Here is a 21409-nt window from a genome sequence, read left to right as displayed (position 1 = left end):
AGTGTTCACAAATAAAAACAGCCCGCATTGCGAGCTGTTTTAACATCGAATACTGCTGGTCGACTATTTCGGAATACGAATCTTCTGACCTACGAAGATCTTATCTGGATCTTCAATGACTTCTTTATTGGCTTCAAAGATTTCTGGGTATTTCGAACCATTACCAAGAAATTTTGCTGCAATGCCCCACAAGGTGTCGCCGCTTTCAATGACATAGTATTCAACTTCTGGCTCAACTTCAGGTACCGGCGCGCTCAATGCTTCACCGTTAACTGAACCGACGCCTTTCATGTTACCGGCCATCAAAATGGTCTTTTCCTTGGCTTCAACTGAGTCACAGTTGCCTTCTAAGGTGCAGATCTCGTCGTTCAATGAGACGTTTAGCTCCTTAACGCCAGGGTTGTTAGCTTCAATGTTGGCTTTGATTTGGTCCGCTGCGTTCGCGTCACCAATGCCAAAAACTTTTTTGCCAATATTGGCTGCAAAATCAAATAATCCCATGGTATCTCCTACCTTGATCAAGGCTGTACTGTATTAGCTAGGCTAACAGGTTAACTTCAGATTAGCAGCGTAACTCGGAGTGATTGGTTTTGGCAAGCTGCCCAGCGCGGTTGCAGCGCGATTGAAAAGGTATTAATCCATGTAATACAGTATGTTGCAGCAGTTTTTGCTACTTGTTAAGAAGTGTCAATTCAACTCGGCGAGTCTAACGCCGCAACCAAACCAGAAGCAAACCGGCAATAATAAGCCATGGTGCGGTCTCCGTAACCTGTGGCGAATGCAGCCAGCCTAGTTGTTCTGCGAGCAAGGCGATGCCCGCTAAGCTGGCGGTAATGAGGCCCACCGGTAGTGGGCGCGCTGCTGGTTTGGGTGCTTGAATCGGGTTTAACTGTTGATGCAAATAATTCGGCAACTCGGGTAAGAGTGCTTTCCAGATCGGCCAGTCGCGCTTGAAATCATCCAGTAATGCTTTTGGAGAAAGCTGGTCTTTCATCCACTTTTCGAGAAACGGTTTAGCGGTATCCCACAGGTTTAACTCAGGATAGAGCTGGCGACCTAGGCCTTCGATATTTAGAATGGTTTTGTATAGTAAAACCAGTTGCGGTTGCACTGGCATTTCAAATCGACGTACAGTCTGGAACAGCTGCAGTAGTACATTGCCAAATGATATTTCACTTAATGGCTTGGCAAAAATTGGTTCGCACACCATGCGTACCGCTTGTTCAAAGTCCTCGATGCGTGTGTCGGCTGGAATCCAGCCGGCGCGTAAGTGGGCTTGTGCGATTGAGCGATAGTCGCGGTTAAAGAAGCCTAGCAGCATTTGTGCTAAGTATTGCTTGTCGTGCTCATCTAGCGTGCCCATGATGCCAAAATCGATGGCGATCCATTTGCCTTGGTCCGACACGAAAATATTGCCCGCGTGCATGTCGGCATGGAAAAAATTCTTTTCAAATGCCTGTGTGAAAAATACTTCGACGCCGTCGGCCGCAAGTTGTTGCAGGTCGAAGCCTTTAGCTTCTAATTGCGCAAACTCCCGAATTGAAGTGCCATGAATCCGTTCCATCACCATTACATTTTGATGTGTATAGTCCCAATAAATACGGGGTACATAAATAATGTCAGTGGTTTCGAAATCAGCGCCCATGCGTGCGCCATTGGCGGCTTCGACACGCAGATCTAGCTCGTCGTGGATAGTTTGATCGTATTCTTTGATTACGTCGTGTGGTCGGAATTGTTTACCACGCTTCCAGTGTGTTTGTAGCAAGCCGGCAACAGTGTGCATAACGCGCAGATCACTTTCGACCACTTGTTGGATCCCTGGACGCAGTACTTTAATCACCACATCGGATTGTTTTTCGCCATTTTGACCTGCAATAGCCAGCCCGGGTCGAAGTCGTGCCGCGTGCACTTGCGCAACCGATGCTGATGCCATGGGGGTTGGTTCCACGGATTCGAAAATTTTCGTGTAGTCGTCACCGTAGGCCTGCTCAATTAGACGCATTGATTGGTCGGCAGAAAAGGGCGGTACTTGATCCTGTAGTAGGGTTAATTCGTCGGCGATGTCTTGTGGCAACAGGTCTGGACGAGTTGACAGTGCCTGGCCCAACTTGACAAATACTGGGCCCAATTCCTCTAAGGCTAAGCGAATGCGTCTTCCGCGTGGTTCGGCAGACTCACTTGAGTCAGGCGATGTGCCACCTAATAATGCTCGACCAACCCAGCGACTGCGGCCCGTCAGCTGCATATCATCAACTAATGAGGCTAGGTTGTGGCGTTTAATCACGCGCCGGATTTGTATAATTCGGCTGAGCCGAGAGGGGGTTTTGGCCATTACTTAATTTAGCGCTTGGCGTTAAGTTTGTTTAGTCGACTGGCTAAGCGGTCGACGCTGGCGCGTAACGAGTCCACGTCATCCATAAAGCTGTGTACGCTTGGAGCGTCGGCAACCACACCGTCTTTACCGGTCAGCGTCTCGTTGAGAAACTGTTTGAAGCGACTTCGGCCATCTTCAACTGCATTTTTTGCTTCACCAGCGAGGTAGGTCATCATGCGTGCTGACGACTCACCAAATTGTTCTGCTAGCAAGGATTCCCAGTCGATATCGAGTTCGGCTAATACTTGAGCGAAGCGCTGGCCGACTATCGGGTCGCCTGAAATTTCAAGTTCGCCAGGTGCTAAGTCTGCGTCAGCTAGACCGTCGCGGCTAATTTTAAGCATCGCGCCGATGGTCGCGGTAAGGGTTACATCGACCGGCTCGACCGAGCTTCGCGAGAATTCGAGCCCTTCACGTTGCGGTGTTACCGAAATAGTTTGGTCGATAGGTTTTATCCGCAGCATCATGGTTTTACCCTGAAGTTTGGTTAAGCGAATTTTTGTCGCTTGGTCAAACTCCAAGGTCTTATTGCCGGCGAGTTCCAGTAGCTCGAACAACATGCTAATACTTATAGCCCATATGCAGGGCCACAATACCGCCGGTCAAATTATGGTAACGCACGCGGTCAAACCCAGCGTCTAACATCATCTGTTTTAGCTCTTCTTGTGGTGGATGCTGGCGGATCGACTCAACCAAATATTGATAACTATCGCGGTCATCTGAAATAAGTTCGCCTAGTTTAGGAATGACATTAAACGAATACGCATCGTAAAATTTGCGAAAAGTGGAGTTGGTCGGTTGTGAAAACTCTAAGATGATGGCGCGCCCGCCAGGTTTCAAGCAGCGGCGCATTTCAGCCAAGGCTTGGTCCTTGTGGGTTACATTGCGTAGACCAAAACTGATTGAGATACAGTCAAATTGGTTGTCCTCAAAGGGTAGTTTTTCAGCATTTACCAAGCAATAGTCAACATTGCCGGCAATGCCTGCGTCGGTTAGTCGCTTGCGGCCTTGTGCTAGCATCGCGGCGTTAATGTCGGTGACGATTACCATTCCATCAGGACCGACCTTGTTGGCGAATTTCAGTGACAAATCACCGCTGCCTGCTGCTAAGTCTAGTACGCTGTCGCCAGCGGACACTCCGCTTTGTGCGACGGCAAACCACTTCCAAGCACGGTGCACGCCCATCGACATAGCGTCGTTCATCACGTCATAATTATCGGCAACGGCGCGGAATACATTGCCAACTAAGCCCTGTTTGGCCTGCTCATCGACTTCTTGAAAACCAAAGTGGGTTTTGTTTTGTGACTCTGTCATAACTTAACTCAAATATTGATCGTTGGGCTGGTCTGCTCGTTCTATGCCTGCTTCTTTCAGTTTGGCCAAATAAGCTTGCCAATTTTTGTAGCGTTCACTACCTAGTTCGTATAAATAGTCCCACGAATACAGGCCTGAATTATGCGCATCGTTGAAAATAAGACGCACAGCATAGTTGCCGACTGGCTCGATGGCAACGATATTGACGTCCTCTTTATTGGTCTGCAAGACTTCTTGTCCAGGGCCGTGACCTTTGACTTCGGCGGAAGGGGACATCACCCTTAGGTATTCGCACGGCAGTCGAAACGTCTCGTCTTGATAGACGACTTCTAATAGTCGAGACTTGCTGTGTAAACGGATGTCGGTAGGCGTAATTTTCATGGTAGCGACCAGAGTTGTTGACCTGCAGTATATCGTTTAGCTGATGCCGGTAAAACGTGCTATTTTCAATTGCTGGAAAACAGTACTAAATGCGCTTAAGGAACCGTTCAATGGAACATTATAAAATCGTTCTTCCCGCCGATCTAAATGACTACGGCAGTCTATTCGGTGGCACTCTCTTAAAATGGGTAGACGAAATCGCATACATTCGGGTCAGTTTAGACTTCCCCGGTCAACATTTTGTGACTATTGGTTTGGATAATGTTGAGTTCAAGCATCCAATACGAGAAGGCCAAATACTGCGCTTTCGCTGCTGTCAGACGCGGGTTGGTAAAACCTCGGTTACTTACAATGTTCAGGTGTTCGGCGCGCGCTATGAAGCCAACTCGGAAGTGGTTTTGTTTGAAAATAACATCACTTTCGTGTGCGTTGATCGTAATGGCAAGAAAGACACAATCAAAGCTCTAAGCTAACCATACTAGGCCCTTCGTGTATGTCGATGCAGAGCTTAAATGAACCACTAGGCGTTAAGCCACGGCATAACCGTCTGTCGGTCATTGCGCTATTAATGGCCAATGCCGTGCCCTTGTTGGGGGTATTGTTATACGGTTGGAATGTGGTGTTTGTGCTTGCCTTATTCTGGATCGAAAACCTTATTGTTGGTGTCTTTAATCTGGTCAAAATGTTGGCGGTTGTGGTGCGCGATCGGCGTTATTCCGAATTGTTGATGTGTGCTTTCTTTATAGTGCACTACGGTTTTTTCTGTATGGCGCACGGAACTCTGCTTTGGTCCTTGCTCGATCTGGGTCCGCTTAATGTCGATGGATATTTTCCTAATCATGGATCCGGTCTATTTGGCTTGTTTGCTGAGGGCGCGACAGTTTTTATGAGTTTTGTAGAGCAATTTGGTACGCCGTTGCGATGGGCGATTTTAGCGCTGATATTGAGTCATGGCGTTGCGTTAATTGAAAACTTTGTGTTGCAAGGTGGCGTGTTAGACGAACGCATAAATCGGCTTATGGGAGCGCCGTATCCACGCATTATAATAATGCATGTTGGCCTATTGGTTGGCGCCATCGTGCTGGAGAAGCTGGGCTCGCCGACTTGGTTGCTGGTGATTCTCGTGGGCGCCAAGATAGTCGTTGACGTCTCCCGATATCGAACTAATAAAGCACAGCTTTAAAGCTATGGATTGCGATATTGTCACTTTAATCACCTTTAAGCTACCGTTCAGCTGCGTCGTGCGATACTTAAGGTCAAATATCAACTGAGAAATATCATGACTAAGCCGTTTACTAAACAGTCAGCTCTGATGCCGATAGTGGCATTGGTGCTAGTTGCTAGCAGTATGTTTGGCAACTTTGCGATAGGGCACGAAGGCCCAGTGGAAGATCAAATACAGGTGCTTGGTACGGGTGAAATCAACGCCGAACCGGATCAGGTAGTGTTGACGGTTAGCGTGTATGCCGTAGAACCTGATCAAGCTACAGCTAAGCGAAAAGCCGATAGTGCGTACCAAGCTGTACTCGGGCAAATAGCAAAGTACGGCATCGCGGACGCGGACGTCAAAGTAACGCGCTTGGCGATGAACCCTGAATACGAGTGGACGGACAATCAACGCCAGCATCGAGGTGAGCGCGTGAGCCGAACACTTGCCATTACCGTTAATGACGTCTCTGTGCTGTCAGATTTGTTACAAGCATTAGTGGAGCAAGGGGTGTCGGAAGTTAATTCGATGCAGGCTGGCTTTCAAGACAGCGCGGCGATTAAACAACGCGCGCTTGCGTTAGCGGTCAATGATGCTAAACAAAAGGCGAGTTTTTTGGCCAAACAATTAGATCGAAGCCGTGGGGCAGCGTTGCAAATTATTGAGCAAAATTCTGATGTGCCGATGTTTCGGGGGCCAGAAATGGCGATGAGCCGTTCGAGGGACGCTGATGCACCGCCGCCCGAAATGCTCGGCACACAAGCGATTCGTGCCACTATCCAAATCACCTTTAGGTTACAGTAAGCCCATGCTACGAATTGTTTTAGTTATAGTCGCTGTATTGCTGGCGGTTGGGGCTTATGTTTGGTATTCCATGCAGACGCTACCAGCGTGGTTTGATGGTGAGCAGCAACAGGCACAGACGGCCTTAGCCGACGCGCAAGAGTCGGTAGGCGCGAATTCGCTGTTAGGGGAAAAAGTCGCCGATGTTATGAATGGCGAAGTGGTGCTAACCGAAGATGAATTCAATACCATTTTGTTAGCCAGCCTAGCGCACGATGAGGACGGTCGACAATTGTTGCAAGTTAGTGATGCCGTCAAAGCTTTTTTGCATCCAGAGCATATTGAGATTTCGGCGGTGATTAACCTAGACAAGGTTGAGAAGGTTAATCCAAATGCACGTAAAGCGGTTGAGCGCTTCGACAAAATATTTCCTTTTTTGAATGGTTCACGCGTGTCGCTCAGCGTATTTGCGTCACCAGTAGTGCGGCAAGGCAGCGTCGGGGTTAAAGATGATTTTCATATCAAGGTTGGCGCCCTGCCATTCTCGAACGAGACATTGCGTGGCCTCGGCGTTGACGTAGAACGTGCGAACCACACTAATTTGCGTTTAGAGTACTTGGTGGTGCAACAGTTAAAGCTGGATAAAAAACAGGTCAGTATGACGGTTTTGCCGCGTTTTTAGTGATATTAACGACTGATCATCGGGGGAGTTAATGAGCAAGTTAAAGGACGAAAAAGAGTGGCTAAAAACGGCCATTCGCGTTGGCATGCGTTATGGTGAAAATCGCGGCGTGGTTAAATTCGATGCCGGCGATTCACAAAACGATAAAATCGAATTTCTTTATCGCCTGTTAGTGCATGACAAATTAATCACACCTTTGCCGAGTGAGCAATTGTCACTTCCTGCCATGAAGCACAAGCTGGCTTTATGGGCATCGAAGTTGAAAGTGTGAATTGATCATGGCTGCTTGGTTCTGGCTTTGCGTTTTTTGTAATATCGATAGAGTCCGACCAATGAGGCCGCGATCCAAAATAGTTCGATCACGAAGCTCGCTAAATTAAAGTGAATGCACAGGCTAATTAGTAGTAACACCGCGCCGAGTAGATTCCAGAGATTAAAGGCAAGCCCCTTGGCATCCAGTTCGTCGATTTGCAATAGAAAATAGGTGCCGACCACCATAATGGTTCCGAGCATACCAACGATATTGCCAAATAATTCAATGCTCATTAGTTTGATTCAACCTGTGTTTGTACGCGCACTTCAACGTTGACATCTTGTCCGACCCAAGAGGTGTCGCGCCAGTCTCCGGTACCTATATTCCATGCCAGTCGGTCGATCTTTGCCGATCCGGTCAGTACCTGAGTGCCTTGCTCTTGTGTGACATTGAATACGAAATCCAGCGGCTTATTGATGCCTTTCATCGTTAGCGTTCCAAGTGTGCGGTAGCCGGACGCAGCGGTGTTAAATTCGGTGGCTTGAAAGGTTGCTTTTGGGTGATTCGTAGCGTCGAAAAAATCAGCTGTGGCGATTGTTTGATCTCGCTCTTGATCACCTGAGTCGGCAGATGCAGGATCAATTTCCACTTCGAAGCGCGACTGGGCGAGTGTGTCTTTATCAAATCGAATAGTAGCCTGCCATTGCTGCCATTCGCCAGTGAACGCGGCACCAGCTTGGTCGCCAGTAAACCGGATATAGCTCTTAGGGTAATCGATTAGCCACGCGGCTAAGGTACTCTGAGTGTTCTCAGTTTCGGTAGCCTGCGGCGCTGGTTGGTTGATGCTGTTTGTGCTGCTGCTCGGTGCGGAGGTGTCTGGACCATTCGGCGCAGTGTTGGTGCTTAAAACTCGTCCAAACACAACAACACATAACAGGATTGAACCGGCGAGTATCCACCAGCCTAATTTGCTAGACATACGTTTTAGCACGGTGTCGCGATCAAAAAAGTGATGCTTCAGTGCCGCCGCAACGTGTATTACGGCTAAAATTAACAGAGCCTCACCAAGCCAGTGGTGGGCATCGTGCATAAGGCTATACCAGGTTTCACTTGGCGCGATTAAGTCGGGCAAAGGAAACAGGTTGAACCAGCTTACTGAGTAGGCCTTGGCTGACGACATTAACCAGCCGGTAATCGGCAATGCGAATAAGAAGCCGTACAACAGCGCATGTGACGCGTTTGAGGCGAGCTGTTGCCAGCGAGGCATGGTTTGCGGCAGCGGCGGCGGTGTGTGTCTAAGTCGGTGAACTAATCGTACAATCGCTAACAGCAATATCGTGATGCCGATTGATTTATGGTTCGCCAGTATCGCCAGCTGATTGAGTATTTCGTCGTTGTCTTTGGCTATTTCGGATAGCTTGGCAAGAATATATTGGCTGACAATAAGTCCGGCGACCAACCAGTGTAAGGTTTTGGCCGTATTCGAATAAGGTTGCATAGGATCTCTATTTCTTTTTAGCTCTCGGATGAGCGTCGTCATACACTTGCGCAAGATGCTGGAAATCTAGATGCGTGTAGATCTGGGTAGTGCTTATGTTGGCGTGCCCCAAGAGTTCTTGCACGGCACGTAATTCTCCGCTTGATTCTAACAGATGGCTGGCAAATGAATGTCGTAACATGTGTGGGCTGACTGATATTTCGATGCCCTGTTTAGTTGCCCAATATTTTACTCTTGCTTGAATCGAACGGGGGCTGATGCGTCGGCCATGCTGACTAACGAACAAGGCATCGTAATCTTTTAATGGCAGCGTATTACGTTGTAGTAGCCAAGCTCGGATTGCTTGGTCCGCTTGCCGACCTATCGGTAGATCGCGCATTTTATTGCCCTTACCGCTAACTCGCATCATGCGTTCCGAAAGGTTTAGATCGTGCAAGTCTAGCCCGCATAACTCGGCCAAGCGCAGCCCGCTAGAGTAAAACAGCTCCAGCACCGCTTTGTCTCGATAGCTAAGTGGGTCATTCACATTAATCTCCACGAGCGAGGTGACTTGGTCGACCGATAGTGTTTTGGGCAACCGTTTCTCGCCTTTTGGCGCGCGCACGTCGTCAAATGGATTTGCCGTTAGCTGGCGTTGTTGGATTAAATACTGGCAGAATCCGCGATTAGCCGACAGGATGCGCTGGATACTTTTTGCACTCATGCCATTGGCGTTTAAGCTGGCGGCGAATAGTCGTGCAATATGATTATTGAGACCTTGCCATAGCAGTGCGCCGCGTTGATCACAGAACTGGATAAGTTTTGTGATGTCACGCCGGTAAGCACGAGTGGTGTGTAGTGATAGTCGCCGTTCGACTGAGAGGCTGGTCAGATAATTGTCGACATTGTCAGCCGGGCTATTTGCCATGGCGTACTTATACGCTGCTTGGTTGCAGTCGGGCCAAACAAATGCCGGACATCAAGCCTAGACGGTCTAGGTGCGCGGTTCCAAGGTCGTTAGTATAGCGTTCGGGGTCGCGTGAACCGAGTGCTAATACACCAAGGGTTTCGGAGCTTGAGTTGGTACGCATTGGCACCAGTGCTGCCGAATTGATGTCTGTGCTAAAAAACAGGTTCATGATCGTGCTTGGCCAGCGATTGTCGCAAACTGCGCGATTATTGATTAAGCGTCGTAACGTCTCAGTGTAGCCATTGCTATCGCTGGGTTTGCGAGAGACGGCTTGAGCGGTCTTAAATGACACTTCGTCGATTTCAAATTTGTTGCGTAATTCTTTAGGAAACTCAGTGGCGAACTCGGACAAATTAGTAAATCCGATCATCTGACATATCACGTGAGTGAAATTGTCACTGATTTGCTCGTTCTCACGGGCTACCTGTACGAATTGTGAGTGTTGTGATTTATGCTGTCGCAAGCGTTCATTTAGCATGGCGACTTGTCGTTCGATTAGGCTTGCCGTGCCGCGACTGTCACTCAAGCTAATTAGCTCGAGTAACTCTGGATGTTGCTGAAATATGCTCGGATTGTCGCTGAGAAAAGCAGCCACATCTTGTTTGCTGATCTGGTCTTTGCGTTCGGCTGGTTTCATCTGAGGTTTCTTGAATTGTGATTAATGTGAGGTTTAAAGAGTTAAGCGTCCTTCAAACGTGGTCTCGGCTGGTCCGGTCATCATAACGGGTTGGCCTTCGCCTGCCCATGTGATTTGGAGGTCGCCGCCAGTCAATTGAGCGAGTACATGCTGATCAAGCAAGCCCATTTGGATACCTGCCACCACCGCTGCGCAGGCACCGGAGCCGCATGCGATGGTTTCACCGGCACCGCGTTCAAACACGCGCAGACTAATATTTTGCCGGTCATTTATTTGCATAAAACCAATATTGGCGCGCTCTGGAAATATCGGGTGTGATTCTAATATCGACCCAAGTTGCTGCACCGGAGCGGTCTGTACATCGTCGATTACTAATACTGCATGCGGGTTTCCCATCGACAGCGCGCTAAATTCGACAGTTTGCCCGTCGATATCTAGCGAGTAACGATCGGCTTTGTTGCCCACAGCCAGTGGTATGGTTTTAGGGGCAAATCGTGGGGCCCCCATATTCACCGTTACCAGTCGTGTAACTGGGTCGATAGTGAGCGTCATTTGGCCGCTTAGGGTTTCTACACTGATCGGGTTTTTAGCGCTTAACCCTTTGTCATGTACATAGCGTACGAAACAGCGTGCACCATTGCCACACTGACCTACTTCCGAGCCATCAGCGTTGAGGATGCGATATTTGAAGTCGACACCGTCGGTATCAGATGTCTCAACGATCAAAATTTGATCACAACCCACGCCGAAGTGGCGATCAGCGATTAATGCCGCTTGTGCCGACGATAGCGCTAACGGTTGCTTGGTAAAATCCAAAACAACAAAGTCATTGCCTAAGCCGTGCATTTTTGTAAAGTGCAGTTCCATGCGGGTATTTAAGCATAAATTGATGGCTAACTCTTAAAATACCGAATACTCGTTTGGTATTCGCAATACTCACGCCGAATTCAGTATAATCAGCGCATGCAAATAGATTGGCAAAATATTGATACAGTGCTCCTGGATATGGACGGAACGCTGTTGGATCTGCATTACGATAACCATTTCTGGCAAGAGCATTTGCCCGTTGTGTGGGGCGCGCGGCACGGCTTGCCTGCCGAGGCGGCTAAGGAGCGGCTAATGCCACTGTTTCGCAAACATATGGGCACATTGAATTGGTATTGCGTGGATTTTTGGAGTGATACGCTGGATATCGACATCATGCAGCATAAAACCGAGACAGCGCATAAAATAGCCTATCGACCTAACGCGCAAGCATTTTTACAACGCTGCCAAACCGAGAGCGAAGATGTGCGTTTAATCACTAATGCGCATCGTAAGGTGTTGGATCTGAAAATTCAGCATACTCAGATCGATCAATATTTTGATCAAATGCACTGTTCGCATGAGCTGGACTATCCGAAAGAAGACCGTGGATTTTGGGACTCTTTGCAGAAACTAAAAGCATTCGACCCAAGCCGAACGCTGTTCTTGGATGACAGTGAATCGGTGCTTGAGGCTGCCGATGATTACGGCATTGCGCATGTGTTCAGTATCGCCAAACCTGATTCTCAAGCGCAACGAGCCAGCGGCAGCCGCTTTCATATGCTTGATGAACTTGTTTGAACCCTAAGGACACCTAGGTTCAGGGCTACGATACGAGTTCCTGACAACTAATTGGTTTTCCGTCCCAATGTCCTATCAGTGCCACTATCAGTGACCTACTCGTTATGCGCCAAATTATGTACCAAAGTTGCCGAGTCGATCTTTGGTGTCGCTAATGTTCGGGAACTGTAGCTCGTTTTCAGCGGCTAATGCGGATTCGAGTGGATGACATTCTTCGTGCAATTGATAGAGCTTTTTATAAGCCTCAATCGCGGCAGTGCTGCCACTGGATATTTCTTGTGCGAGTTGCGCTACCCGCTCGGTTAACGCGTCGGCGTCAGCGGCAACCTCATTAACCAAGCCCCAAGCATGCGCCTGAGTGCCCGAAAAGACCGCTGCTGAAAATGATAACTGGCGGGCGCGACGTACGCCGACTGCTCGCGCCAAGTTCTGTGCCATCCCCCACGTTGGTCGTAAGCCCCATTTAGCATGCGTATCACCAAACTTGGTTTTAGCCTCGGCAATAATAAAGTCACAGCTTAACGCAATCTCCAAAGCGCCGGTGAAACACGCGCCATGCACTTTGGCTATTACTGGCAAGCGATGATTTCTAATCGCCGCAGTGACTGAGTTAGCGATAGTATCGAAGACATCACCGATACGCCCTGCGGCAGGTTCGATGCCCTGTAATATCTTTAGGTCAACGCCAGCCGAGAAGCCGCGCCCGTTGCCCTCTAATACGATAACGTTGGCAGTCTTACTGTGGTCTGCCTCGTTGAGAGCAGCGCTCAGCGCGTGTAGCATGTCTGGGGTAAATGAGTTGAATGCGTCGGGCCGGTTTAAACTAATCGTGAAAACGCCGCTGTTTTCAGTCGTCAGAATGGTACTCATGCTGTGCTTCCGTATTGTTTTTGTAATTGGCATAAGTGTACTCCATCGCTGCTAATCATCGTGTCGATGTGCTTGAATCCAAGTTTTTTAACGAGAGCTAACGAAGCAAGATTGTCAGACTCAACTCTGGCAATCAGCGTGTTCAAGGCTAACCGTTGTTGCAAAGTTGGCACAAAGCTCGACATGGCTTCAAGCATGTAGCCTTGTTTCCATGCGGCTCGCCCTAGAACATAGCCAAACTCAAGACTGCGCGCATTCGGGCAGAAACTGAATGCAATGCAGGTGCCAATGATATTCGCCGAGTCCTTCAACTCGATTACGAATTGCTCAGCCTCGAGAATACGTCGCCGCTCGAGAACTCTGGCATACCAATGCTTGGCGTCATCCCAAGATGTCCAAGTGTCGTATGGTAAGTAGCGATTGACGACCGGTTCACTGTGGATCGGGTAAATCGCTTTTACATCGGCGTCCTCAATACGACGAATGCGTAAACGCTCGGTTTCTATTTTTAATTGGGTGAGTTGCTCAATCATTGTGGAGAAAGCAGCCTTTTTCGAGAAAATATTTGACCTGGCGAATAACGCGTTTGTCGCGCATCATGAAGGTGTGATCCACTGGCAGTACAATATGGTCTTGCATGCCGTCCACCATAGAGCTTTTGACTGTGACTTTACCGTCGCTTTCGGTTGGTAGCAGGTTAGATAAGATCGGATCCAGACGCCGGTTGCCAGCGATTACTCCGAGCGAGAAATCTACCGCCCCAAGGGTATTGGGTTTGCTGTTTGGATGAGAGCCTAGTTGTTTTCCGGCTGGGCCATTTAGGCTGTTGAACAACATTGCAAGCATGGGGTTCTGCTGAAACGCTTCGACAATTTCACTGCCTTGATTCGGTGGTCCGATCATCACCACATGGCCAAGATCTTCGATCTGGTGCTGGCTCAGATACTGACGTACCAAAATACCGCCTAGCGAGTGAGTAACGAAATGCACTTTCTGCCCGGCTTGGCGGTTGGCTAAGCCGTTTTCGATAGCTAAAGTTGCCAATGTCTCAATATTATGACGTCGCGACGGATAGGTTTGATTGACTACTTCATAATCTGCTTGTAACTCCGTAGCGAGGCGGCTCATGGCGCTCCGCGTGCGCAGTAAGCCATGCAGCAATACCACGCGTTCAGGCACTGGTGGAGTAGACAACGTACTTACCGTTACAGCTGGGTTAAGTTGGCGTAGGCGAGCACCAACCATTTGCTGCCGACCTCGGCAAAGTTGATTTGGATTCGAGCATATTCACCGTGCCCCTCCAAATTGACTACCATACCCTCACCAAATTTAGGATGTCCAACGCGCATGCCTACCGTAACCCCGCTTTCGTGGGTACTTTGGTCATCGACCCAAGCCGAGTGTTTGCGTTCTGGTGCCGAGTAATTGGTTTTTGGTTTGGGCCGTACTGCAAGCACCAATTCATCGGGAATTTCACCGAGGAATCTAGACGGACTAGTGTATTTTTCCGAGCCATATAGACGGCGACTCTCGGCGTGTGTCAACCACAGTTGTTGCATTGCGCGAGTCATGCCCACGTAGCACAATCGTCGTTCTTCTTCGAGCCGACCGGAGCCTTCTTCCAATGAACGTTGGTGTGGAAATAAGCCTTCCTCGAGGCCGGTGAGGAATACTAAGGGGAACTCGAGCCCTTTGGCGGTGTGTAAGCTCATAAGCTGAACACAGTCTTCCCACTCTTCTGCTTGGCCTTCGCCGGCTTCTAGTGCCGCGTGAGCCAAGAATGAAGAAAGCGGCGGCAGGTCGTCGTCAGTTTCGTCAATTTCGTATCCGCGTGCTGCGGTCACCAGTTCTTGCAAGTTTTCTACGCGCGCTTGGCCTTTCTCACCTTTTTCCTTCTTAAAATGCTCTAGTAGCTTGCTGAGATCCAGCATAATCTCAATTTGCTGAAACAGGTCTTGGTCCTGAATTTGTGAGCGTATTTCTTGGATTAGGTTCACAAATACGGCTAATGCTGATTGCGCTCTAGACGTTAGCTGGGAGCCGATGACTAGCTGATTTGCCGCATCCCACATGGAAAGCTGGTTTTGTCGAGCGTATTCGCGAATGGTGTCGACGGTTTTGTTGCCAATGCCGCGAGTTGGAGTGTTGACGATGCGCTCAAATGAGGGGTCATCATCGCCGCGGGTACAGAGTCGCAAATACGCAAGCGCATCTTTAATCTCGGCACGCTCGAAAAAGCGTAGTCCACCGTAGACTCGATATGGCATGCCGACATTTAATAGGCGTTCCTCGAAGGTTCGAGACTGAGCATTTGAACGATAAAGAATAGCGACTTCGCTGCGCAAGCCTCCTTGATCTACCCATGCTTGGATTTGGTCAATAATAAAGCGCGCTTCGTCTTGTTCGTTATAAGCGGTATAGAGTTTGACCTGTTCACCGTCTTCACCGGCGGTCCATAAGTTCTTGCCAAGGCGTGTATTGTTGTTTTCAATAACAGCATTTGCGGCGCTTAAGATATGACTGGTGGAGCGATAGTTTTGCTCGAGGCGCACGACTTTGGTGTCGGGAAAATCTTTCTCAAATTGCAGGATGTTCTCGACTTTGGCGCCGCGCCATCCGTAAATGCTTTGGTCATCATCGCCGACCGCGAATAGATTGCGAGACTTTTGTACCAGCAGGCGTAACCATGCATATTGGATTGAGTTGGTGTCTTGGAACTCGTCGACCAGTACATGTTGAAAACGGTCTTGGTAACGTGCGCGCAACACTTCATTGTTTTTAAGCAACTCGTAGGCACGCAGTAGCAGCTCCGAGAAATCGATCAATCCAAAGCGTTGACATAAGGATTCGTAATGACTGTAAACCGCTAGCAGGGTTTGTTGTTGCGGGTCATTGCTGGGCGGCACGCCGGTCGGACGTCGCCCTTCTTCTTTGTGTCCACTGATAAACCACTGTACTTGTTTTGGTGGCCAATAAGCTTCATCCAGCGCGAGCTCTTTGAGGCTACGTTTGATCATTCGTAGCTGGTCGTCACTGTCGAGTATCTGGAATGCCTGCGGCAAATTAGCTTCTTGATAGTGCTGACGAAGTAAGCGATGCGCAAGGCTGTGAAAAGTACCGATCCACATTCCAGACATGGGGAGGCCGAGCATTTCTTCAATGCGTATGCGCATCTCCTTGCTGGCTTTATTGGTAAAGGTCACCGCCATAATTGACAGCGGAGACACGTTGTGTGCTTCGACTAAGTACGCTATTCGTGACGTCAGCACGCGAGTCTTACCGCTGCCAGCCCCTGCCAGAATCAATACCGGTGAAGGAGCCGCAGCGACGGCCTCACGTTGAGCGTCGTTTAGCTCATTAAAAATATGTGAAATATCCACTTATTCGACCGTCACTGATTTGGCTAAGTTTCGAGGTTTATCGATGTCCGTGCCTTTTAATAACGCAACGTGGTACGCCAGCAGTTGTAGCGGCACCACATAAAGTATGGGAGCTATAAAATTATTGACCGGAGCAACGTTCAAGACCATTACTTGATCGTCTGACCTTAGGCCGGATTCGGCATCGGCAAATACAAACAGCTTACCGCCGCGTGCTCTTACCTCTTCCAAATTGGATTTGAGTTTTTCCAATAATTCGTCATTCGGGGCAACCGCAACCACCGGCATATCTTCGTCTATTAATGCCAGCGGGCCGTGTTTTAATTCGCCTGCAGCGTAGGCTTCAGCATGAATATAAGAAATTTCTTTAAGCTTTAGTGCGCCTTCCATAGCAATTGGGAAATGTGCTCCGCGACCCAAAAATAAAGCGTGTTCTTTATCTCCAAAGTGCTTCGACATGACAATTATTTGGTCTTCTAAACTCAGCACGTTTTCAATTTGTTGGGGCAGCGTGCGCAGCTCGTTGACGATCTCAGTTTCCATGGCATCAATTGTTCTGCCGTCGCCCAAGCGTCTACGTCTTAAGCAGATTGCAACCATTAGCAAGGTGACTAATTGGGTAGTAAAGGCTTTAGTCGAGGCGACCCCAATCTCACGCCCAGCATGGGTGAAAATGGTTAAGTCGCTAGCACGGACAAGTGAGCTTTCAGGTACGTTGCAAATGCATAGTGTATTCGAGTAACCCATCGTCTTAGCCATTTCCAGCGCGGCCATGGTGTCAAGTGTTTCGCCTGACTGTGAGATGGTCATAAACAACGTGCCGGGATTGACTACGTGTTTGCGGTAGCGATATTCGCTAGCGATTTCTACGTCACACTTAATGCCGAATTCTTCAAACCAGTAGCGAGCTACCGATGCGGCGTAATAACTAGTACCACAGGCAATGATTTTTACCTCTTTGGTACGGTCGAATATTTCCCGCGCATTGTCACCGAACGGCAGCTCTAAGACGCTGTCGGCACCGAGTCGACCTTCTAATGTCTCAGTTATGGCGCGCGTTTGTTCATGAATTTCCTTCTTCATGTAATGCGCATACCCTTCCAGCTCGGTCTCTTCGTCACTGAGGTGGCTGATAATCACTTTGCGTTCAACTGGTTGGCCGTTAAGGTCAAAAATCTCAACTGAAGTGCTGGTGATCTTTGCAATATCGCCGTCTTCCATAACCATGTAGCGGTTCGATACAGGGATTAGTGCCGACATGTCGGAGGCAATAAAATTTTCATGCTCACCTAAGCCGATCAATAAAGGGGATCCGCTGCGAGCCGCGATTAGAGTGTCAGGTTCCAGTTTGGACACCACGCCTAAACCATAGGCGCCGCGTAGCTCAGATACTGTTGCTTGCACCGCAGCCAGCAAGCCTAAGCCTTGTTGCATATGCCAATCGATTTGATGAACAATAACTTCAGTATCGGTTTCAGAACTGAATGGAAATCCTTGCTCAATTTGCCGAGCTCGTAATTCTTGGTGGTTCTCGATAATGCCGTTATGCACCACTGCAACCTGCGATGAGCTGGTGTGTGGATGCGCATTATTCTCGGCGGGTCGGCCGTGGGTTGCCCAGCGTGTATGAGCGATACCCACATGACCGTCTACCTGATCAGCTATTGCTGTCAAACTGGCAACGCGGCCAACACTGCGACGCAGTGAGAGTTGTCCCTTGCCGTCGACGACGGCTAAACCCGCGGAGTCGTAGCCTCGGTATTCAAGGCGGCGCAAGCCATCCAATAACGTAGGCGTAATATTTCGCGCCGCTGCTGCCCCTACAATTCCACACATATCAATAATCCTATCGTTTTCTCTAACGGAGTTTTTTCTTCACCGGTCGCTGCCAGCCAGAAATCTGGCGCTGACGGCCTCGGCTAATCGCGAGTTGATTTTTACCAACATGTTGCGTAATGGTCGATCCGGCACCAATAGTGGCGCCATCTTCAATCTCTACTGGCGCGACTAGTTGGCAATCAGACCCGACAAATACGTCATTGCCAATGGTCGTTTGATGTTTATTGGCGCCATCGTAATTGCAAGTAATAACACCGGCACCGATGTTCGTGTTACGGCCCACAGTTGCATCGCCCACATAACTGAGGTGGTTCACTTTGGCCCCTTCGGCTAACTTCGAGTTCTTGGTCTCGACAAAATTGCCAATACGCGCGTTTTCACCAATGGTCGTGCCTGGCCGGAGGCGCGCAAATGGTCCGACGTTGGCACCTGAAGAAATCTCGGTTTGTTCGATCACCGTATTGGCATGAATCTTGACAGAATCCGCAATGCGGCTTGCTGTGATGATGCAGTTTGGTGCAATCGTTACGTGCCGGCCGATATGAGTAGGGCCTTCAATGACAACGTTAACGTCGATAATAGTGTCTGCACCAATAGTAACATCGCCACGAATATCAATTCGCGACGGATCACGCAGTGTAACCCCTTGTTCCATTAGCAGGTCAGCTAATTCGCGTTGATATAGCCGCTCTACCTCGGCTAATTGTTTGCGGCTGTTGATGCCCATTACTTCATGGTTTTGCGCTGGCTGCCGACTCGCTATTGGCGCACCGTCTTGGTGAGCTAATCCTAGAATGTCGGTCAGATAGTATTCGTTTTGAGCATTATCGCTGTCAATTCGGGTAAGCCAGTCGGCCAACTCGGATCGGCGCGCACAAATAATGCCTGAGTTAATTTCGCGAATTGCTCGTTGTGTGGAGTTCGCGTCTTTATGTTCAACAATGCCTGTGATGTCACCATCGTCGTTACGTGTGATTCGGCCCAGTCCAGTTGGGTCTGCCACTGTGGCGGTAAGAATCGCCAAGCAATGGGTGTCTAGGCAGGCCGTTAAATCGCTTAATGTTTGCTGTTTGATCAGGGGTACATCAGCGGTTAGGGTTAATACATCTGCCTCTTCGGGAATCGCTGGAAGTGCTGTGGAGACTGCATGACCCGTGCCGAGCTGCTCGGTTTGTTCAACCCAGCTAAATAAAGAGCGGCTAGTATGATGCTCGAATGCCGCCATTACTTCGTCTTTACCGTGACCCACCACGATATGTATCATTTGTGGATTGAGGCCCAATGCGCTATCGAGTACATGGTCAAGCAAACTCTTGCCGGCAACTTGATGCAAGATCTTTGGTTGGTCGGAAAGCATACGGCTGCCTTTGCCGGCGGCCAAAATCACGATATGAAGAGGTCGGTTGCTCATTAGGAGAGGGGCGTTAAGTAAAAGAATGATTCTAGCAAACCGCGTCGATGGTAACGAGCTTAACCACATAAAATAACCGTTAGGTAAGGGCAGGCGGTATAATCAGAAAATGCCAACCACAACGCCTATGCCTCGAATTGCTTATACCGTCGGTGAACCCGCCGGAATTGGCCCAGACATCATCCTACAGCTAGCTCAAGAATCAGAATTGTTGGATATTGCGGTGATCACCGACCGACGAGTGTTGATAGCGCGAGCTGAGCGCTTAGGCATTGCCTTGCCGTCGAGCCTCAGGGTGATCGATGTACCTGTGGCTGACCCAAGTGTTTGTGGGGCGCCAAGTGTAGTAAACGTGCCGGGTGTGATTAACATGTTAAATGTCGCCATTGATGGTTGCCTACAAGGTGATTTTTCGGCGATGGTGACTGGCCCGTTACACAAGGGGATTATCAATGATGCCGGCATGGCTTTTAGTGGGCATACCGAATACTTGGCCGAGCGAACCGGCGCCCCGTTGCCGGTTATGCTACTGGCGACGTCGCGCCTTCGGGTTGCGCTGATAACAACGCATCTGCCGTTAAAAGACGTCAGTGCCGCGATTACTGAGCAGCGCATTATGCAAGTATGTCGAATTATTGATCATGACCTTAGGTCGAAGTTTGGTATTGCTGCACCGCGCCAGTTGATTTGCGGGTTGAATCCACATGCTGGTGAAGGTGGACATTTGGGCATGGAAGAAATCGAAATCATTGAGCCGGCGTTGGCGCGTTTACGCGCTGAAGGTTTGGATGTGGTCGGTCCATTGCCGGCGGATACACTATTTACTGCTAAATATTTGGCAAAGGCTGACATTGCGGTGGCGATGTATCATGACCAAGGTTTGCCAGTCTTAAAGTCGCAAGGGTTTGGCGAAGCCGCCAATATTACTTTGGGCCTACCGATTATTCGCACCTCGGTTGACCATGGCACAGCATTTGATTTGGCCGGCTCGGGGCAGGCTGATACCGGCAGCCTAATGACCGCGATTGCTGAAGCGCGTCGTATGCAACACAGTCGCAAGTTAACAGAGAATATCCAATGACCGAATTTGCAGCGCCAAGAAAAACTCTTGGCCAAAATTTTTTGCAGGACCCGAATATCATTGCCAAGATAGTGGGTAGCTTAAGTGTGCAACCAAGCGATATCGTGTTGGAGATTGGTCCTGGGCGAGGTGCTTTAACTGAATTGATTTTACCACTGGCTGCGCATTTGCATTTAGTCGAGTTTGATCGAGACTTGGTGGAATATTGGCGAGCACGCAACAATCCGCGCCTCACAGTGCACGGTGTTGACGTGTTGAAGTTTGATTTTGCTACGGTGCTTAATCAGGTTGATCGCAAAATTAAGGTGATCGGCAACTTGCCGTATAATATTTCTAGTCCGGTATTGTTTCACTTGATGCCGTACGCGGATCGAATTGACTCGCAGATTGTGATGCTGCAAAAAGAGGTAGTTGAACGCATGGCGTCCAAGCCGGGTAGCAAGCAATATGGTCGTTTATCGGTAATGTTGCAGCAACGCTACCATATTGAGCTTTTGTTTGGTGTGCCTCCAACAGCCTTCTTTCCCGCGCCCAAAGTGGATTCCGCCATCGCTCGGCTCACGCCATTGACGGAGATTGCACATCCGGTCAGTGATCATGAGGATTTCACGGCGTTGGTTAAACAGGCTTTTAGTATGCGACGTAAAACCTTGCGTAATAACCTCAAGCCGATGCTATCTACAAGTCAAATCGAAGCAATTGATATCGATCCATCCGCTCGTTCGGAGACTTTATCGGTTGGGCAGTTTGCTGCTTTGGCGAATGTTTACTCAAGTGTTAAGCCAAACAATAGCTAAATTGGAGAAATTTTAGTCGCAGTGCGTGTTAAGCGCTTGAATTAGCGCGGCGATTGCCCTATATTCGCTCGCCCTGAGTATGAATTCGCGCCAAATCACGAGTTCGATCTCTTTTAACTGGAGAAAATCATGAAAGCAGACATCCATCCAGCATACGGTGAAATTAACGTCACCTGTGCATGCGGCGCCGCGTTTAAAACTGGCTCAACCTTAGGCAAAGACCTCCATGTGGAAATTTGTTCTGAGTGCCACCCGTTTTATACTGGCAAGCAGAAAGTAATGGACACTGAAGGCCGCGTTGGTCGATTCAAGTCGCGTTACGGCAAGAAATAGAGTTCCATTTTTATG

Annotated in this window: 25 protein-coding genes; 9 read left to right on the top strand and 16 right to left on the bottom strand. The window is 49.1% G+C overall.

The window, feature by feature from the left end:
• Positions 1-63 precede the first annotated feature (63 nt).
• The 5 genes from lysM to DFR28_RS05015 all read right to left on the bottom strand — a co-directional run bounded on the left by lysM (position 64) and on the right by DFR28_RS05015 (position 4069).
• A complete protein-coding gene (gene lysM / locus DFR28_RS05035; protein ID WP_113953178.1) occupies positions 64-501 on the bottom strand; it encodes a peptidoglycan-binding protein LysM in 438 nt (145 codons plus the stop codon).
• Between the two features lie 205 nt (positions 502-706).
• Entirely contained in the window at positions 707-2332 is a 1626-nt protein-coding gene (gene ubiB / locus DFR28_RS05030; protein ID WP_113953177.1) for a ubiquinone biosynthesis regulatory protein kinase UbiB, read from the bottom strand.
• An 8-nt stretch (positions 2333-2340) separates the two neighbouring features.
• Entirely contained in the window at positions 2341-2934 is a 594-nt protein-coding gene (locus tag DFR28_RS05025) for a ubiquinone biosynthesis accessory factor UbiJ (RefSeq protein ID WP_113953176.1), read from the bottom strand.
• A 1-nt stretch (position 2935) separates the two neighbouring features.
• Complete coding sequence (gene ubiE / locus DFR28_RS05020) at positions 2936-3688, bottom strand: bifunctional demethylmenaquinone methyltransferase/2-methoxy-6-polyprenyl-1,4-benzoquinol methylase UbiE (RefSeq protein ID WP_113953175.1); 753 nt, start codon at positions 3686-3688, stop codon at positions 2936-2938.
• Between the two features lie 3 nt (positions 3689-3691).
• On the bottom strand, positions 3692-4069 hold the full coding sequence (locus DFR28_RS05015; protein ID WP_113953174.1) for a gamma-butyrobetaine hydroxylase family protein: 378 nt from the start codon (positions 4067-4069) through the stop codon (positions 3692-3694).
• A 110-nt stretch (positions 4070-4179) separates the two neighbouring features.
• Here DFR28_RS05015 and DFR28_RS05010 point away from each other — a divergent pair, with 110 nt between their 5' ends.
• The 5 genes from DFR28_RS05010 (at position 4180) to DFR28_RS04990 (ending at position 7012) form a co-directional block, all read left to right on the top strand.
• Positions 4180-4542 (top strand): acyl-CoA thioesterase, encoded by a 363-nt coding sequence (locus DFR28_RS05010; protein ID WP_113953173.1) that lies wholly within the window; start codon positions 4180-4182, stop codon positions 4540-4542.
• A 20-nt stretch (positions 4543-4562) separates the two neighbouring features.
• A complete protein-coding gene (locus DFR28_RS05005) occupies positions 4563-5252 on the top strand; it encodes a DUF6498-containing protein (RefSeq protein WP_113953172.1) in 690 nt (229 codons plus the stop codon).
• A 96-nt stretch (positions 5253-5348) separates the two neighbouring features.
• Complete coding sequence (locus DFR28_RS05000; RefSeq protein ID WP_113953171.1) at positions 5349-6080, top strand: SIMPL domain-containing protein; 732 nt, start codon at positions 5349-5351, stop codon at positions 6078-6080.
• Positions 6081-6084: 4 nt separating this feature from the next.
• Positions 6085-6741, top strand: coding sequence for a hypothetical protein (locus DFR28_RS04995; RefSeq protein WP_113953170.1), 657 nt, complete (start codon positions 6085-6087; stop codon positions 6739-6741).
• Positions 6742-6772: 31 nt separating this feature from the next.
• Positions 6773-7012: a DUF5062 family protein gene (locus tag DFR28_RS04990; protein WP_113953169.1), complete on the top strand. Its 240-nt coding sequence runs from the start codon at positions 6773-6775 to the stop codon at positions 7010-7012.
• A gap of 5 nt (positions 7013-7017) precedes the next feature.
• On the opposite strand, the gene DFR28_RS04985 is transcribed toward DFR28_RS04990, so the two are convergent.
• From DFR28_RS04985 to dapF, 5 genes are read right to left on the bottom strand one after another with little or no spacing between them, the layout of a single operon-like run.
• Positions 7018-7287, bottom strand: a complete 270-nt coding sequence (locus DFR28_RS04985) for a CBU_0592 family membrane protein (RefSeq protein ID WP_113953168.1) — start codon at positions 7285-7287, stop codon at positions 7018-7020.
• Entirely contained in the window at positions 7287-8492 is a 1206-nt protein-coding gene (locus tag DFR28_RS04980; protein WP_170131978.1) for a YceI family protein, read from the bottom strand. The genes DFR28_RS04985 and DFR28_RS04980 overlap by 1 nt, the downstream gene beginning before the upstream one ends.
• Before the next feature lie 7 nt (positions 8493-8499).
• Entirely contained in the window at positions 8500-9399 is a 900-nt protein-coding gene (xerC, locus tag DFR28_RS04975; protein WP_113953166.1) for a tyrosine recombinase XerC, read from the bottom strand.
• 7 nt (positions 9400-9406) lie between these two features.
• Positions 9407-10078, bottom strand: a complete 672-nt coding sequence (locus tag DFR28_RS04970; RefSeq protein ID WP_113953165.1) for a DUF484 family protein — start codon at positions 10076-10078, stop codon at positions 9407-9409.
• 33 nt (positions 10079-10111) lie between these two features.
• Positions 10112-10945, bottom strand: coding sequence for a diaminopimelate epimerase (gene dapF, locus DFR28_RS04965; RefSeq protein ID WP_113953164.1), 834 nt, complete (start codon positions 10943-10945; stop codon positions 10112-10114).
• A 96-nt stretch (positions 10946-11041) separates the two neighbouring features.
• On the opposite strand from dapF, the gene yrfG reads away from it, so the two are divergent.
• The gene (yrfG, locus tag DFR28_RS04960) at positions 11042-11683 is read left to right on the top strand and encodes a GMP/IMP nucleotidase (RefSeq protein ID WP_113953163.1); all 642 of its coding nucleotides are present in this window, start codon (positions 11042-11044) and stop codon (positions 11681-11683) included.
• 114 nt (positions 11684-11797) lie between these two features.
• On the opposite strand, the gene DFR28_RS04955 is transcribed toward yrfG, so the two are convergent.
• From DFR28_RS04955 to glmU, 6 genes are read right to left on the bottom strand one after another with little or no spacing between them, the layout of a single operon-like run.
• Positions 11798-12553 carry an enoyl-CoA hydratase/isomerase family protein gene (locus tag DFR28_RS04955; protein WP_113953162.1) on the bottom strand — a complete coding sequence of 252 codons (756 nt, stop codon included), beginning with the start codon at positions 12551-12553 and terminating at the stop codon, positions 11798-11800.
• Entirely contained in the window at positions 12550-13086 is a 537-nt protein-coding gene (locus DFR28_RS04950) for a GNAT family N-acetyltransferase (RefSeq protein ID WP_113953161.1), read from the bottom strand. Before DFR28_RS04950 ends, DFR28_RS04955 begins: the two co-directional genes overlap by 4 nt.
• A complete protein-coding gene (locus tag DFR28_RS04945; protein WP_113953424.1) occupies positions 13079-13747 on the bottom strand; it encodes an esterase/lipase family protein in 669 nt (222 codons plus the stop codon). The genes DFR28_RS04950 and DFR28_RS04945 overlap by 8 nt, the downstream gene beginning before the upstream one ends.
• Before the next feature lie 11 nt (positions 13748-13758).
• Positions 13759-15933 (bottom strand): DNA helicase II, encoded by a 2175-nt coding sequence (gene uvrD / locus DFR28_RS04940; RefSeq protein ID WP_113953160.1) that lies wholly within the window; start codon positions 15931-15933, stop codon positions 13759-13761.
• On the bottom strand, positions 15934-17769 hold the full coding sequence (gene glmS, locus DFR28_RS04935) for a glutamine--fructose-6-phosphate transaminase (isomerizing) (RefSeq protein WP_113953159.1): 1836 nt from the start codon (positions 17767-17769) through the stop codon (positions 15934-15936). It lies immediately after the preceding gene.
• A 22-nt stretch (positions 17770-17791) separates the two neighbouring features.
• On the bottom strand, positions 17792-19183 hold the full coding sequence (gene glmU / locus DFR28_RS04930) for a bifunctional UDP-N-acetylglucosamine diphosphorylase/glucosamine-1-phosphate N-acetyltransferase GlmU (protein WP_113953158.1): 1392 nt from the start codon (positions 19181-19183) through the stop codon (positions 17792-17794).
• Between the two features lie 127 nt (positions 19184-19310).
• On the opposite strand from glmU, the gene pdxA reads away from it, so the two are divergent.
• From pdxA to rpmE, 3 genes are all read left to right on the top strand, one after another.
• Entirely contained in the window at positions 19311-20264 is a 954-nt protein-coding gene (gene pdxA, locus DFR28_RS04925; protein WP_245941731.1) for a 4-hydroxythreonine-4-phosphate dehydrogenase PdxA, read from the top strand.
• Entirely contained in the window at positions 20261-21061 is an 801-nt protein-coding gene (gene rsmA / locus DFR28_RS04920) for a 16S rRNA (adenine(1518)-N(6)/adenine(1519)-N(6))-dimethyltransferase RsmA (protein ID WP_113953156.1), read from the top strand. Before pdxA ends, rsmA begins: the two co-directional genes overlap by 4 nt.
• A 129-nt stretch (positions 21062-21190) precedes the next feature.
• Positions 21191-21394: a 50S ribosomal protein L31 gene (gene rpmE, locus DFR28_RS04915; RefSeq protein ID WP_113953155.1), complete on the top strand. Its 204-nt coding sequence runs from the start codon at positions 21191-21193 to the stop codon at positions 21392-21394.
• Positions 21395-21409: the final 15 nt, after the last annotated feature.

The organism is Arenicella xantha (assembly GCF_003315245.1).
Taxonomy (GTDB): Bacteria; Pseudomonadota; Gammaproteobacteria; order Arenicellales; family Arenicellaceae; genus Arenicella; species Arenicella xantha.
The sequence above is the reverse complement of the archived record's forward strand: the minus strand, read 5'-3'. Positions and strand labels throughout refer to the sequence as shown.